General features: G+C 72.1%; 15 protein-coding genes. 9 read left to right on the top strand and 6 right to left on the bottom strand.

Features of this window, described 5'->3' with window-relative positions:
• Nucleotides 1–20: 20 nt before the first annotated feature.
• Nucleotides 21–377, top strand: coding sequence for a DUF3140 domain-containing protein (locus ACN28F_RS01200; protein ID WP_289210972.1), 357 nt, complete (start codon nt 21–23; stop codon nt 375–377).
• Nucleotides 378–442: 65 nt separating this feature from the next.
• On the opposite strand, the gene ACN28F_RS01195 is transcribed toward ACN28F_RS01200, so the two are convergent.
• From ACN28F_RS01195 to ACN28F_RS01185, 3 genes are all read right to left on the bottom strand, one after another.
• The gene (locus ACN28F_RS01195; protein WP_289206302.1) at nt 443–1,945 is read right to left on the bottom strand and encodes a S1 family peptidase; all 1,503 of its coding nucleotides are present in this window, start codon (nt 1,943–1,945) and stop codon (nt 443–445) included.
• A 226-nt stretch (nt 1,946–2,171) separates the two neighbouring features.
• Nucleotides 2,172–3,158 (bottom strand): LysR family transcriptional regulator, encoded by a 987-nt coding sequence (locus ACN28F_RS01190; protein WP_289206301.1) that lies wholly within the window; start codon nt 3,156–3,158, stop codon nt 2,172–2,174.
• Nucleotides 3,159–3,258: 100 nt separating this feature from the next.
• Nucleotides 3,259–3,981, bottom strand: a complete 723-nt coding sequence (locus ACN28F_RS01185; RefSeq protein ID WP_421356838.1) for a hemerythrin domain-containing protein — start codon at nt 3,979–3,981, stop codon at nt 3,259–3,261.
• 167 nt (nt 3,982–4,148) lie between these two features.
• On the opposite strand from ACN28F_RS01185, the gene ACN28F_RS01180 reads away from it, so the two are divergent.
• Both ACN28F_RS01180 and ACN28F_RS01175 read left to right on the top strand, forming a co-directional pair.
• On the top strand, nt 4,149–5,471 hold the full coding sequence (locus ACN28F_RS01180; RefSeq protein ID WP_289206299.1) for a M20/M25/M40 family metallo-hydrolase: 1,323 nt from the start codon (nt 4,149–4,151) through the stop codon (nt 5,469–5,471).
• Between the two features lie 63 nt (nt 5,472–5,534).
• Nucleotides 5,535–6,215, top strand: a complete 681-nt coding sequence (locus tag ACN28F_RS01175) for a hypothetical protein (protein WP_289206298.1) — start codon at nt 5,535–5,537, stop codon at nt 6,213–6,215.
• Between the two features lie 24 nt (nt 6,216–6,239).
• Here ACN28F_RS01175 and ACN28F_RS01170 read toward each other — a convergent pair whose 3' ends face one another.
• Together ACN28F_RS01170 and ACN28F_RS01165 are read right to left on the bottom strand one after the other, a co-directional pair.
• Nucleotides 6,240–6,431 (bottom strand): DUF5703 family protein, encoded by a 192-nt coding sequence (locus ACN28F_RS01170; RefSeq protein WP_282227433.1) that lies wholly within the window; start codon nt 6,429–6,431, stop codon nt 6,240–6,242.
• A 63-nt stretch (nt 6,432–6,494) separates the two neighbouring features.
• A complete protein-coding gene (locus ACN28F_RS01165; RefSeq protein WP_289206297.1) occupies nt 6,495–7,466 on the bottom strand; it encodes an aldo/keto reductase in 972 nt (323 codons plus the stop codon).
• Between the two features lie 208 nt (nt 7,467–7,674).
• On the opposite strand from ACN28F_RS01165, the gene ACN28F_RS01160 reads away from it, so the two are divergent.
• The 6 genes from ACN28F_RS01160 to mshC all read left to right on the top strand — a co-directional run bounded on the left by ACN28F_RS01160 (nt 7,675) and on the right by mshC (nt 13,200).
• A complete protein-coding gene (locus tag ACN28F_RS01160) occupies nt 7,675–8,727 on the top strand; it encodes an LLM class F420-dependent oxidoreductase (protein WP_289210971.1) in 1,053 nt (350 codons plus the stop codon).
• Nucleotides 8,728–8,782: 55 nt separating this feature from the next.
• Nucleotides 8,783–9,610, top strand: coding sequence for an undecaprenyl-diphosphate phosphatase (locus ACN28F_RS01155; RefSeq protein ID WP_289206296.1), 828 nt, complete (start codon nt 8,783–8,785; stop codon nt 9,608–9,610).
• A gap of 70 nt (nt 9,611–9,680) precedes the next feature.
• Entirely contained in the window at nt 9,681–10,394 is a 714-nt protein-coding gene (locus ACN28F_RS01150) for an MSMEG_4193 family putative phosphomutase (RefSeq protein ID WP_421356837.1), read from the top strand.
• 78 nt (nt 10,395–10,472) lie between these two features.
• Nucleotides 10,473–11,081 (top strand): DUF3090 domain-containing protein, encoded by a 609-nt coding sequence (locus ACN28F_RS01145; protein ID WP_289206294.1) that lies wholly within the window; start codon nt 10,473–10,475, stop codon nt 11,079–11,081.
• 5 nt (nt 11,082–11,086) lie between these two features.
• Nucleotides 11,087–11,905, top strand: a complete 819-nt coding sequence (locus ACN28F_RS01140) for an SCO1664 family protein (RefSeq protein WP_421356836.1) — start codon at nt 11,087–11,089, stop codon at nt 11,903–11,905.
• Nucleotides 11,906–11,955: 50 nt separating this feature from the next.
• Nucleotides 11,956–13,200 carry a cysteine--1-D-myo-inosityl 2-amino-2-deoxy-alpha-D-glucopyranoside ligase gene (mshC, locus tag ACN28F_RS01135; protein WP_421356835.1) on the top strand — a complete coding sequence of 415 codons (1,245 nt, stop codon included), beginning with the start codon at nt 11,956–11,958 and terminating at the stop codon, nt 13,198–13,200.
• A gap of 61 nt (nt 13,201–13,261) precedes the next feature.
• Here the strand turns inward: mshC and ACN28F_RS01130 are convergent, their stop codons facing one another.
• The gene (locus tag ACN28F_RS01130) at nt 13,262–14,389 is read right to left on the bottom strand and encodes a lytic polysaccharide monooxygenase auxiliary activity family 9 protein (RefSeq protein WP_421356834.1); all 1,128 of its coding nucleotides are present in this window, start codon (nt 14,387–14,389) and stop codon (nt 13,262–13,264) included.
• Between the last annotated feature and the right edge of the window lie 154 nt (nt 14,390–14,543).

Raw genomic sequence — 14,543 nt, 5'->3', positions numbered from 1 at the left:
CGACCACGAGGAGGACGATGATGGCGGCACAGCGGCGTTCCCGGACCGCGACCGACGAGCTGTGGGACGACTTCCACTCCTGTGTGAACCTCAACTCCGAGCAGCTGCGGGACTGGCTGCTCACCGAGTCCTCCGGCGAGGAGGCATTCGGTGCCCGCGACCTGTCGTTGCCCGATCCCGGTCGCGCGGTGCTGGCCGTGCTGGGCAAACGCCGGGGCGACCTGACCGAGACGGACCGTCAGGTGATGGCTGACACGGTGGCGACCATCCGGGACCTGCTCGATCGGCGACCGCCGGCCGGGTCCGCCGACGACCGCTGGCGTCGGGCGTTGCTGGACCTCGGTCACGATCCGCTGCGTGCCGAGCGACAGAGCTGACCGGCACGTCGCCGGTGGGGCCCGGATGACGGGTCACCCACCGGCGACGGGCCGGGAGGTCGGTACTACGGTCGGGTGATTCCCAGCGAGTAGCTGCCCGAGCCGCTGTACGCGTGCACGACGTACCGGTAGTAGCCCGACGATCCGTTGTAGGTCAGGGTCTCGTCCGGGCCGGGGCTGGTGCCACTGGCCACACTCACCCAGCTCGCGCCGCTCCACCGCTGCAGGTAGAGGTCGAAGTCCCGGCTGGTCGGCCCGTCGAGGCAGGCCCGGTGGGTGCCGGCCCCGGCGGTGAAGTACGTGCCGCCTGGCTGAATCTGGGTGGCGCCGGAGGACAACGTGCCCGAGTAGGTGTTCTGGTAGCCGCTGCAGGTGCCACCGCCCGGCGGGGGGGTGGTCGGCGGGGGAGTGCCGCCACCGGTGCCGGTACGCAGCGTCAGGCCGTACACCGACAGGATCTCGTTGACCGGCTGGAAGTAGGTGGTGCCGCCGATGCTGCAGTTGCCCGAGCCGCCCGAGGTGACACCCTGCGCCTGCTGGCCGGACAGCCAGGAGCCGCCGGAGTCACCCGGTTCGGCGCAGGCGGTGGTGCGGGTCAGCCCGGACACACTGCCCTGCGGGTAGTTGACCGTCGAGTTCTTGGCCTGAATGGTGCCGCACCGCCAGCCGGTGGTGGAGCCCGACCGGCAGACCGACGCGCCGACGGCCGCCTCGGCGGAGCCGGCCACGGTCACGTTGCCACCGCTGTAGTTGTTCACCCACGGCTGTGGGGTCCAGTTGGAGTTGGTCTGCACCCAGGCGTAGTCGTTGCCGGGGAACGACGAGCCCCGGAACGTGCCCTGGGAGACCTGGTTGTACCCCTGGGTCGCGGTGCCGACCGAGCCGCAGTGGCCGGCGGTGACGAAGCCACCGGTGACCGAGAAACCGACCGAGCACCGGCCACCCATGTAGTAGGCGTCTCCGCCGCGTACGTCGTACAACGTGGTCGGTGCCTCGTCGCTGCGTACCACCCGCACGGCGGCCGCGTCCGCGCCACTGTCGGCGACGAACGTCCGGGCCCCGGCGGCGTCGCCACGGGCCAGCACCACGACGGTGTTGGTGGCCACGTCGACATACCAGCCGGCGACGGCGTCGGCCGGGGCGTGTGTCGCACCGCGGTCCAGGGTCGCCTTGACCCGGTCCAGTTCCGCCTCGCCTCGAGCGACCACCTTGGCCTTCGCTCCGGCAGCGACGACCGCGGCGGCGTCGGCCGCGTCGGTGACCGCCACGGTCAGCGTCGCCCCGTCCGGTGACAGCCAGGCACCGCCGAAGTCGGCCCCGAGCGTGGCCCGCAGCATCGACTCCTTCTTGCCGGCGCGGGCCTCGTCGGCGATCCGGGTCCTCGCCTGCTCGGCGGTCAGGCCGAGGTCACGCTGCATCGCCGCGAGCATCCCGGCGGACGCCGCGTCGGCGCCGGGCCGGGCCGCTGGGCCGTCGACGGGGGCTGCCGTGGCTGGTAGTGCGGCCAGACCGGCCGCTGCCAGTGGCAGCACCGTGGCGGCGGCTGCTGCGATCAGTGGTCGTCTCATCTGCTCCCCTTGCCATCGTCGGGAGATGTCGTCACGGCCGTCCGGATCCCACGCCGGCACCGTGCCGTCACCTGACACCCGCACCATCGACATCAATCGAATGTCGGGTTCTCGTCAACGTAATGGCGATCTATGTCAGTGGGCAGATATCACCTGGCTCATACCGTCACATCAGCCGCTGCGAGCTGTGTCGATGTCCTAGGGTTCGCCGTCGCCGGCTGGTAGGTCAGCCCGGCGTGGCCGGGCTGCCGGCCAGTCCCTGCGCACCGAACCCGGGGTTGGCGGCCAACCACCCGAGGTACTGCGGATTGCGGGCGAGTGAGTCGGTGTATGCCGACACCGCGTGCGCGAACACCCGCTCCGCCAGCGTCGCGGCCGGCGCGTCCGGATGCCACCCCAGCAACAGCCGCCAGCGCAGCGGCGCATCCGCCAACGGCCGGGTGACCAGGCCACTGATCGGCCGGAACGTCGCCTGGCACAGGGCGACCGCCTCGCCCGACTCGACCAGGTCGACGCAGCCACGGATGTCGGTCTCGTACATCTTGCGGGGGGTGAAGCCGGACCGGGCGCAGGCCGCGGCGAAGCAGTCACCGAAGCAGCCGTCGCCGGGTGCGGCCACCCACTGCTCATCGGCGAGCATCCCCAGCTCGATCTCCCGGTGCTGCGCCATCGGGTGCGACTCCGGCAGCAGTACGAAGATCGCGTCGACCGCGACCGCCCGCCAGGCCAGGCCGAACTCCGACGACGGGGTCGCGTCCCCACAGACTCCGGTGAGCGCGTAGTCGAGCCGCCCACCGAGGACCATCTGGGCGAGTTCGTCGACGTACCAGGACGCGTAGGTGCTGATCTGCGCCTGTGGCTGGTCGGCGGCGAGCCGGTGCACCAGACCGCCGAGAATGGGGCTGTTCACCCCACCCAGCCGGAAGCGGCCCATCACGCTGCCGGTGCCGGCCAGCCGGGCGGCTTCGTCCTGCAGTCCCTTCATCGCCGGCAGCAGCACCCGGGCGCGGGCCAGCACCAGTTCACCGAGCGCGGTGGGCCGGGCGCCCCGGCGGTCTCGCTCGAACAGCGGCCCGCCGAGGGTCCGTTCGATGCGCTGCAGTTGCGCGGTGAGCGCGGGCTGTGCCAGACCTAGCATGGAGGCCGCCTTGGTCACGCTACCGGTCTCGGCGATGGCGCAGACCACCCGCAGGTGACGCAGCTCCAGGTTCATAACGTGACGGTAGGACCAAGACGGGATCGACGGGAAGACCTTCGATGTGGGAAACGTCCCACGACATCAATGTGAAACAGAACCCAACGGACATCATCGATCAACCTGGGGTGCGGTCTGCACCACTTTCGGTGACCGCGCCGGGGTCGTCGGATGGCAGATCCTCCGGGTAGGTGGTGCGGCCACTGGCCAGATCCCGAACCTTGTCGACCACGCCGAAGGCCGGCGCCGTGAAACGGTTCCACGGTGGACGTGTCGGCGCGTGCGGATGCGGGCGGGTGGGCGCGGCCTCCTCGGCGATCGCCACCCGGTTGCCCAGGCGGATCAGCTCCTCCGGCGTCGCGGCCGCCCGCAGCCGGGGCAGCAGGGTCGTCTCGACGACCTCACGATGGCCTCGCCATCCGGTGACCACCGCGTCGACCGCCCGGCCCCGACCGGTGCCCGGCCCGCCCTCGTCGTCCGACGACGTCGACCCGGCGGGGTCGTCGGTCGACGCGGTCCGCCAGGCGACCAACGCCGCCTGCAGGGACTCGTCGGTGTCGAGTCCGGCCCGGGCCAGCCGCGCCCCGTCGTCGGGCACCGCCGCGCGTACCGCCGGGTACAGGTACTGCTCCTCGGCGGACAGATGCCGGGAGATCATCGCCACCAGCACGTCGGTGCCGTCGCGCCGCCGCACCGGGTCGGCCTCGTCGGCGAGCGCCGCGCAGAGCCGGTCGATCCGCGCGTGCTCCTCGACCAGCAGGGTGACCAGATCGGTGCCGCCGGGGTCGTGATGTGCGTCCTGCCCGCCCAGCGACGGGATCGGGGGGAGACCTACGGACACGCCTACCTCCTCCGGGCCGTACCGGGTGCCGGTGCATCCGGTGGCGCCCGCGGCGATACCCGGGCCCGCCGGCTGCCAAACACGCGACCACCACCAACGCTGGTCCGGGCCCCGCCACCGGCCACCGGGGCTGGGTCCAGGGCGGGCGGGCTGGTATGAAGAACCGCATGAGTGCACCTCCCGCGTCGCCGGCACCCGCCGAGGAGGTCGTGCGGATCTGCCGCGACCTGCTCCGGATCGACACCACCAACACCGGCGATCCGCTCACTTGCGCCGGTGAACGGCTCGCCGCCGAGTACGTCGCGGCCGAGCTCGCCGAGGTCGGCCTCGACAGCACCATCGTCGAGTCGGCACCGGGCCGGGCCAACGTCGTCGCCCGGATTCCCGGCACCGACCCCGGCCGGGGCGCGCTGCTGGTGCACGGACATCTCGACGTCGTCCCCGCCGATGCCACCGAATGGTCGGTGCCGCCGTTCGCCGGCGAGGTGCGTGACGGCTACCTGTGGGGCCGTGGCGCGATCGACATGAAGGACTTCGACGCGATGATGCTCGCCGTCGTCCGGGACTGGCAGCGGACCGGGGTCCGGCCGCCCCGCGACATCGTGCTGACCTTCACCGCCGACGAGGAGGCCGGCGGCCGGTACGGTGCACACCACCTCGTGCGGGAACGCCCGGATCTGTTCGACGGGTGCACCGAGGCGATCGGCGAGGTCGGCGGCTTCTCCTATACCGTCAGCGACGACCTGCGGTTGTATCTGATCGAGACGGCGGAGAAGGGCATCAACTGGCTGCGCCTGCACACCCGGGGACGTCCCGGGCACGGATCCATGGTGCACGACGACAACGCCGTCACCGCGCTGTGCGAGGCGGTGGCCCGGGTCGGCCGCCACCAGTTCCCGATCGTCGTCACTCCGACCGTGCGGGACTTCCTGACGGAGGTCTCCGACCTGCTCGGCATCGCGTTCGACCCGGACACCCCGGAGCTCACGATCGCCAAACTGGGACCGATCGCCAACATCATCGGGGCCACGATCCGCAACACCGCCAACCCGACCCGGCTGCACGCCGGCTACAAGGAGAACGTCATCCCGGGCCGGGCCAGCGCCACCATCGACTGCCGGGTGCTGCCCGGCCAGGAGGCCCAGTTCCTCGCCGAGCTACGGCAGATCGTCGGCCCCGACGTCGAGATCGAGCACGTCGAGCGGCAGCCGGCGATCGAGACCGGTTTCGACGGCGCGCTGGTCGACGCGATGGCGGCGGCGCTGCGCTGGGCCGATCCCGGTGCCCGGGTGGTGCCGTACATGCTCTCCGGCGGCACCGACGCCAAGGCGTTCCAACAGCTCGGCATCCGCTGCTTCGGGTTCGCGCCGCTGCGGCTGCCGGCCGACCTGAATTTCTCCGCACTGTTCCATGGCATCGACGAGCGGGTGCCGATCGACGGGCTACAGTTCGGCGTGCACGTGCTCGACCGCTTCCTGCGGCAGAGCTGACCGACGGCCCCACCGCCACCGGCCGGTGGCGGCCAGATCACCCGTGAAGGGAACTCCATCCGCATGACCGACCAGCACACCGCACTCGACGCCGCGTTGGAGCAGGTGTTCCAGGCGGCCCGGGCACACCTGGACACGGTCAAGGCCGCACAGGGCCGCATCGACGACGACGCGGTCTGGCAGGCGTACGTGACCCTCAACAACGCCTCCTACGCCTATGACGAGCTGCTGCTGGACGCGTTCGGCGAGGTGACCCCCTGGGACGTCGAGTCGATCGACCCGCAGGAGGCCGACGAACGGTTCGGTGTCGGTGCCGGCGGTGTCGACGGCGGCGAGCCGGACGATCCGCACCCGCGGTTCGTTTCGGTGCGGCAGCGTCGTGACTACCGGGTGCCATCGGTGGCGGCGCTGATCCGCATCGCCGAGGCGGCCCGTCGCCAGGGCGCCCCGGCCACCGAGGAGACCGAGCCGGTGACCGGGGTCGGTGAGGCGGTCCTGGAGCTGCTGCAGGCCGGCGACGGCTCGCTCGGCGCACTGGACATCCCCGAGCTGGACCCGCTCGACGGGGTGGTGACGGTGCACGAGGTGGGCACGCCGCTTGACCCGGAGGCGCTCGATGTCGACGACGTCGACGCCGCGTTCCGGTCGGCACCGGGCGACGAGATCGTCGGACGCCTCGACGAGCACGCCTACCTGTCGGACGACGACGCGGTCACCGAGGCGGAGCCCATCGGGCGGGGCTGAACCGTCGTCGCTGCCGTGACCCGGTCAGACGGAAAGGCCGGGTTGCGGCAGCGCGGCGACCTTGCGGCGCAGCACCACCTGACGGGTGCCGTCGCGGTACAGACGTACCCGGGCCAGTTCCCAACCGGAGAACTCGGCCTGGATCGCGAGCTGCGCGGCGGCGGTCACCCGGTCGACGTTCGGCGGTAACCGCAGCGGCGCGTATTCGTAGTCCATGGACCCATCCTGCCGGGCCGGCGGCGCACTGTCACCCGAGGCCTGCGGCCGCGCCGCCGCCGGTCACCCGTCGCGCTCGGGGTAGCCGACCGGTGGCGCGGACACGTCGTCGAGGGCCCGGGCTATCTCCGCCGGCAAGGTCATCCGTTCGACCTGCAGCGCCCCCACGAGCTGGCCCGCGGTGCGCGCACCGAGGATCGGCGCGGTGACGCCCGGCCGGTCCCGCACCCAGGCCAGCGCCACCTCCAACGGTGCCACCCCCAGCCCGGCGGCGGCGGTGGCGACCGCCTCGACGATGCTCGAGGACCGCGGCTCCAGATAACCGGCGACGAACCGCTCCAGGTGCGTCGACGCGGCCCGGGAGTCGACCGGCCGGCCGTGCCGGTACTTGCCGGTGAGCACTCCACGACCCAGCGGCGACCAGGCCAGCAGCCCCAACCCGAGGGCGGCGCAGGCCGGCAGCACCTCGCGCTCCACGCCGCGCTGCAGCAGCGAGTACTCGACCTGGACGGCGACCACCGGTGCCCGGCCGGGCACCGCCGTCTGCCAGGCGGCGGCCCGTGCCGTCTGCCAGCCGCTGAAGTTCGACACACCGGCGTAGCGCACCCGTCCGCTGGCGACCGCCAGGTCCACCGCCGCGAGGGTCTCCTCCAACGGGGTCTGCGGGTCGTAGCCGTGCACCTGCCACAGGTCGACGTAGTCGGTGCCGAGCCGGCGCAGCGAGGCGTCGAGGGTACGCAGCAGGTGCCAGCGGGAGGTGTCCCGCCGGCGTGCATCGCCCGGTCGCAACCCGGCCTTGGTGGCGATGACCAGGTCCTCGCGGGGGACCATACTGTCCAGCATCGTCCCGATCACCGCTTCGGCGTCGCCGTCGCCGTACACGTCGGCGGTGTCGACCAGGTTCCCGCCGGCGTCCAGGTAGCTTTTCAGCTGCGCCGCCGCGTCGTCGGCGTCGGTGTCCCGGCCCCAGGTCATGGTGCCGAGCGCGAGCCGGGAAACCGCCAGCCCGCTGCGGCCGAGCGGTCGCTGCTGCATGGGTGCACCTTATGCAGAACCCGGCGGCACGGATATCCTCGCTCCTGTCAACCCCGGTCACCTGCCCGGACATCCGGTCACCGGCGAGTCGCCCCGGCCGGTCGTCCAACGGCGGCGGACGATTGCGTACCCTGATGCGGCCTGCCACCCGGCTCTCGCCGGGTGGACGCGTCGACGCCCCGTGCGCGGGGGATGGGGGATGACGGGAGTGCGACTCGGGCTCAGCCTCGGTTACCTCACGTCCACCGGTTCGCCGGTGGAACACCTGGCCCTGACCCAGGAGGCCGATCGGCTCGGCTACGCGGTGGTCTGGGTGGCCGAATCGTACGGATCCGACTCGCCGAGCGTACTGGCCTGGCTGGCCGGGCAGACCAGCCGGATCGACGTGGGTGCGGCGGTCATGCAGATCCCGGCGCGGACCCCGGCGGCGACCGCGATGACCGCCGCCACCATCGACACCCTTTCCGGCGGTCGGTTCCGGCTCGGCCTGGGGGTGTCCGGGCCGCAGGTCTCCGAGGGCTGGCACGGCGTACGGTTCGGCCAGCCGCTGGCACGGACCCGGGAGTACGTCGAGATCGTCCGTCGCGCGGTCGCCCGCGAGCGCGTCGAGTACGCCGGTGAGCACTATCCGTTGCCGTTGCCGGACGGCCCCGGCAAGGCCCTGCGACTCAATTTCCGTCCGCCACGGTCACGGATCCCGGTCTACCTGGCTGCGGTCGGCCCGCGCAACCTGGAGCTGGCCGGCGAGATCGCCGACGGCTGGCTGGCGGTGTTCTACTCACCGGAGGCGGCAGCCGAGCAGTTGGCGGCGGTCGCCGCCGGCCGGTTCCGCGTCGGGGCGGACCTGGCCGGCTTCGACGTGGTGCCGACCGTACCGGTGGTGGTCGGCGACGACGTGGCCGCCTGCGCCGATCTGGTACGCGGCTACGCCGCGCTCTACATCGGCGGGATGGGCAGCCGGTCCCGCAACTTCTACCACCAGCTGGCCACCCGGATGGGGTTCGGCGCGGCCGCCGACGAGGTCCAGGACCACTATCTGGCCGGCCGGGTCCGCGACGCCGCCGCCGCCGTTCCGCTGGAGTTCATCGACCGTACGTCGTTGCTGGGTCCGCCGAGGCGGATCGCCGAGCGGATCGGTGACTTCGCCGCGGCCGGGGTGACGACGCTGTCGGTGAGCCTGTTCGGCGGCGACGTCGAGGAGAAGAAGGCGACGTTGCGGACGGTGGCGCAGGCCCTCGACACCGCCGGGGTGGGCCAGTGAACCACCGGGAACGGTCCGCGTCGATGGCCGCCGGTGCCCGGCCGGGGGTGCGGCGGTGAGCTGGATCGAAGTCATCGTGCTCGGCGTGGTGCAGGGGCTGACCGAATTCCTGCCGATCAGCTCGTCGGCGCACCTGCGGATCACCTCGGCGCTGTTCTTCGACGCCGACGCCGGGGCGTCGTTCACCGCGGTCACCCAGCTCGGCACCGAGGCCGCCGTGCTGCTGTACTTCGCCAAGGACATCTGGCGGATCTCCAAGACCTGGATCGTGGGCATCTGGGACTCGTCGGTGCGTGGCGACCCCGACTACCGGATGGGCTGGTACGTCATCGTCGGGTCGATCCCGATCGGGGTGATCGGCTTCCTGTTCAAGGACCAGATCCGCAGCGGCCTGCGCAATCTGTGGATCACCGCCACCGTGCTCATCGTGTTCGCCCTGATTCTGGCGTTCGCCGAGTACTGGGGACGGCAGACCCGTACCTTGCAGCGCCTGACCATGCGGGACGGCGTGGTGATGGGTTTCGCCCAGGCGATGGCGCTCATTCCCGGGGTGTCCCGTTCCGGTGGCACGTTGACCGCCGGCCTGTTTCTCAACCTGACCCGGGAGGCCGCCGCCCGGTTCTCCTTCCTGCTGGCGATCCCGGCGGTGGTGATGTCGGGTCTGTTCAGCCTGCCGGACGTGTTCAACCCGGAGGGCCGGGCGCCGACGGTCGCCCAGATGGCGGTGGCGACGGTGATCGCCTTCGCGGTCGGCTACGCGGCGATCGCCTGGCTGTTGCGCTACGTCGCCCATCACACCCTGTACGCCTTCGTTCTCTACCGGGTGGCCCTCGGTTCTCTGGTGATGGCGCTGCTGATGACGGGCACCATTTCGGCGACCTGACCGCCGCCGGTCGACCGGGTGCCGGTGCGCTGGCCGCACCGCGCGGCGGCGTTCGCCGTACGCTGGCCCGATGGCGACAGTGGTGCTTCTGCGACATGGCCGCACGACGGCCAACGCCGAGGGCGGTCTGGCCGGACGCCGGCCGGTCGAGCTCGACGACACCGGCCGGGCCCAGGCCCAGGCGGTCGGTGCCCGACTCGCCCAGGTGGCGTGGGCACAGGTGGTCAGCAGCCCACTGGTGCGCTGCCGGCAGACGCTGGCATTGGCACTGCCCGCGGTGACGCCGGCCCTCGACGAGGGTCTGATCGAGTGCGGGTACGGCGAATGGGAGGGGCAGCCGTTGCGTGCCCTGGCCAAGCAGCCGCTGTGGCGGGTGGTTCAGGAGCACCCGAGCGCTGCGGTGTTCCCCGGTGGCGAGGCGATGGCGGCGGTCGCCGCCCGGGCGGTGGCGGCGGTCCGCCACTGGAACGCCGTCGTCGATGCCGAGCAGGGGCCGGACGCGTTCTGGCTGGCGTGCACCCACGGCGACGTGATCAAGGCCATCGTCGCCGACGCGCTGGGTCTGCACCTCGACCTGTTCCAGCGGATCGTGGCGGATCCGGCGTCGCTGACGGTCATCCGCTACACCGCGACCCGACCGTTCCTGCTGCGGCTCAACGACACCGGGGCCGACCTGACCGGCCCGGTCGTGGCCAAACGGGGCCGGGGCCGGCGTCGGGGTCGTCCGTCGGAGTCGGACGCTCCCGTCGGGGGTGGCGCCGGAGATGGTGAGCCGTCGCGGTGAACCGTCGGTGGGGTGCCGGTCGGGCAATCGGGTCGGTGCGTTACCGGATCGACCCGGGAGCCCGATAGGGTCGACGGCATGACCCACCAGGTGCATGCCTTCGAGCCGCCGGAGCGGTTCGTCGCGGGGACCGTGGGGCCGCCGGGGGAGCGGATGTTCTTCCTGCAGGCCCGGGGCGGCGGCCGCGTGGTCAGCGTGGCCCTGGAGAAGGTCCAGGTGTCGCTGCTGGCGGAGAAGCTGGAGGAGCTGCTGGCCGAGGCGCAGCGGCGGTTCGGCGTCGACGTGCCGGAACTTCCCGGTGGCCAGTCGGACAACGACCCGCTGGAGACGCCGGTCGACGAGGAGTTCCGCGTCGGCACCCTCGGGCTGGCCTTCGACGTCGACACGTCGACCGTGGTGATCGAGGCAATTGCCGTCGGTGAGGCCGAGCCCGAGCCCGAGCCCGACGCCGAGGACGACGCCGACGCGGGTGCCGTCGCGGCGCTGCTCGCCGACGCCGAGGACGACGATGCCGACGATCCGGGCCTGGACCGCCTCCGGGTGCGACTGACCCCCGCCGCCACCCGTGGTTTCATCGACCGCGCCCGTCGGGTGGTTGCGGCCGGTCGTCCTCCCTGCCCGCTCTGCGGCCAGCCGCTGGATCCGCGCGGCCATCTCTGCCCCCGGAACAACGGCTACCACCGCTGAGCGTGATGGAGCCCGGTGGACAGCCCTCGGTGCGCGACGTCGCCGACACGCTGACCCTGTTGCGTACCGGGTCGATCGAGCTGGAGGGGCAGCTGGTCGACGCGTCGAACACCACGCTGCGCGCAGTGGTCAGCGGCGACGGGCAGGCGGCCCGGTGCGTCTACAAGCCGGTCCGTGGCGAACGTCCACTGTGGGATTTTCCGGACGGTACGTTGGCCGCCCGTGAGGCGTCGGCGTACCTGGTGGCCCAGGCGCTGGACTGGCCGCTGGTGCCGCCGACGGTGCTGCGCGACGGACCGTTCGGTCCGGGTGCCTGCCAGCTGTGGATCGACGAGCCCACGTCGGCGGTGCCGCTGATCGGCTTCGTCGCGGCCGATGAGGTGCCGGCGGACTGGTTGCCGATTGCCGCCGCCCGGGATTCGGCCGGCAACGCCTACGCCCTGGCGCACGCCGATGATCCACGGCTGGCCATGATGGCGGTGTTCGACGTGGTGGTCAACAACGCCGACCGCAAGGGCGGCCACGTCCTGACCGGCGACTCCGATCAGGTGTACGGGGTCGACCACGGACTGTGCTTCCACGTGGACGACAAGCTGCGTACCGTGCTGTGGGGGTGGGCCGGGCAGCGGCTGCCGGCGCAGGCTCCACCGGCGTTGCGCCGGCTGCTGACGGCCCTGGACGGTCCGGTGGGTGCGGCGCTGGCCCCGTTGCTGACCTCGGCGGAGATCGCCCAGCTGCGGCGGCGGGCGGCCCACCTGGCGGAGTCCGGTCGGTTTCCTGCGCCGCCGGACGAGCGTAGCGCGATCCCGTGGCCGCCGATGTGATCTCTGTGGCAGCGACCAGCCGTGCGGTGACCGCTGGATAGGCTGACGGCATGGACTCCTGGACCGGCCACGAGGTGCCCCGGCTGCCGGGCACCGGCGCGGCGTTGGCGTTGTTCGATTCGGCGCGACAGGCGGTGGCCCCCACCAGCCCGGGACGCCCGGCGACGATGTATGTCTGCGGGATCACCCCGTACGACGCCACGCATCTCGGCCACGCCGCCACCATGATCACCTTCGACCTGGTGCAGCGGATGTGGCGCGACGCCGGCCATCAGGTGGAGTACGTCCAGAACGTCACCGACATCGACGACCCGCTGCTGGAGCGGGCGGCCCGTGACGGCGAGGACTGGGTGGTCCTGGCGATGCGGGAGACCGCGTTGTTCCGTGAGGACATGGAGGCGCTGCGGATCATTCCACCGGCGCACTACGTCGGCGCGGTCGAGTCGATTCCCGCCATCGCCGACCAGGTCCGGGTGCTGCTCGACCGGGGCGCGGGGTACCGGCTGGCCGACGGCAGCGGCGACATCTACTTCGATCTGGCGGCGGCGGACCGGTTCGGCTACGAGTCGCACCTGTCGCGGGAGCAGATGCTCATCTTCGCCGCCGAGCGCGGCGGTGACCCGCAGCGACCGGGCAAGCGCGACCCGCTGGATCCGTTGCTGTGGCGGGGCGCGCGCGACGGCGAGCCGGCGTGGGAGGGCGGTCCACTCGGGCCGGGGCGGCCGGGTTGGCACATCGAGTGCGCGGTGATCGCACTGCGCCTGCTGGGCGAGCGGATCGACGTCCAGGGTGGCGGCAACGACCTGATCTTCCCGCACCACGAGTGTTCCGCGGCGCACGCCGAGGTGCTGACCGGCCAGGCACCGTTCGCGGCCCACTACGTCCATGCCGGGATGATCGGCCTCAACGGCGAGAAGATGTCCAAGTCGCGGGGGAACCTGGTGTTCGTCTCCCGGCTGCGCGGCGACCGGGTCGCCCCGATGGCGGTACGGCTGGCGCTGATGTCCGGGCACTACCGGGCCGACCGGCAGTGGACCGACGACGTACTCAAGGCGGGCCAGCAGCGGTGGCAGCGGTGGCGGGCGGCGGCGGGCGCGGCGGCGGGCCCGTCCGGCGCGGACCTGCTCGCCACGGTACGCGGCCGCCTCGCCGACGACCTCGACACCCCGGGTGCGCTCGCGGTGGTCGACGAGTGGGTCGACGAGGCGCTGGCCGGTGTCGGCGTGGACGCCCACGCGCCGGCGCTGATGGCCGACATGTGCGATGCGCTGCTGGGCGTGCGGGTCCGCGACTGATCGGTGCCCACGGTACCGCCGGGACCGACGCGACGGTGGCGGCCCCGGCGGTGCGTGCGGGTCAGCCGGCCCGGCAGGTCAACGCCGACGCCGACGGCGTTGCGGTGGCCGACCCGATCAGGCCGAAGCTGGTGCTCGCGCCGGCAGCGAGCGCGCCATTGTAGGCGGCGTTGCGGGCGGTCACCGAGGACCCACTGCTCGTGAGGGCGGCGTTCCACGCCTGGGTCACCTGCTGGCCGGTCGGATTGGTCCAGCCCACCGTCCATCCGGTCAGCTCGGAGGCGCCGGCGGTGACCCGTACCTCGGCCTGGAAGCCGCCCTGCCAGCTGGCGACGACCGCGAGCGTCGCCGTGCAGTCGCCTGGCGCGCTGGTGGTCGGCGCGGCCGTGGTCGGTACGGCCGTGGTCGGCACGGCCGTGGTGGGTACGGGCGCCGGGGTGGTCGGTGCGGGTGCGGGAGTGGTCGGTGCCGGGGTCGCCCCGGTACCGCCGAAGTTCACGTCGCTGCAGAAGTAGTAGGTCTGGTCGGCGTGGCTGGCCTTCCAGATCAGGTAGACGATGTGCCGCCCGGTGCGTCCCGGCGCGCTGACCGGGATGTCGACCGAGACGCCGTTGAGGTTGGGGTTGCTGGTCCGGGTGCCGGCGCCGGGGGCCGCGCCGCTGGTGGTCCGGACCAGCTCCAGGTCGCTCCAGCGCAGGCGTTGGGTGAGCGGGTCGAAGCCCTGTCGGGTGACGTAGACCAGGTGGTAGTCGGCACCGTGCAGGGCCTGATCGTGGTACGTGACGGTGAAGTTGGTCCCGACGCTGGCCGCCCGCCAGTTGCCGGGTACGTCGAGCGAGGCGTAGCGGGTACCACCGGTGTTGCCGGCGCTGCACAGCTGTCCGTCGGGGATGTGGGCCTGGTGCTGGCCGTCGACGCCGTCGATGTAGAGGCTGTTCCAGTTCCACATGGCGGTGGAGTCGGCCTGCCAGGCCTGCCAGCACATCGGATCGTCGGTGGCCATCCGAGGGTTCTGGAAGTCGTTGGCCCAGCGCTCGTAGCAGCCGTAGTTGCGCGACGGCGGATCGATCGACGAACCGTGGGCGGTGGCGACCTCGGCGAGGGCACCGCCCAGCAGCAGGGCGGCGGCTGCCGTGACGGTGAGCGCCCGGCGTACGGGCGCCCAGACGGTGACGGAGAGGGAAGGCATGTCTGCTCCCGGACAGGTGGACGGAACGGTCGTGGGGTCACCGGGGACGGCACGCCGCCACCCGGGTCGGGGTCGGCGCTGGATGCCCGGAGATCCCGCTACCGCCGCACGACCCGTGCGGTGGACCCTTGCCGGGAGATTCACATATCTCGAT

The sequence above is a fragment of the Solwaraspora sp. WMMA2101 genome, from assembly GCF_049179175.1.
GTDB lineage: Bacteria > Actinomycetota > Actinomycetes > Mycobacteriales > Micromonosporaceae > Micromonospora_E.
This window is presented reverse-complemented; position numbering and strand designations above follow the sequence as displayed.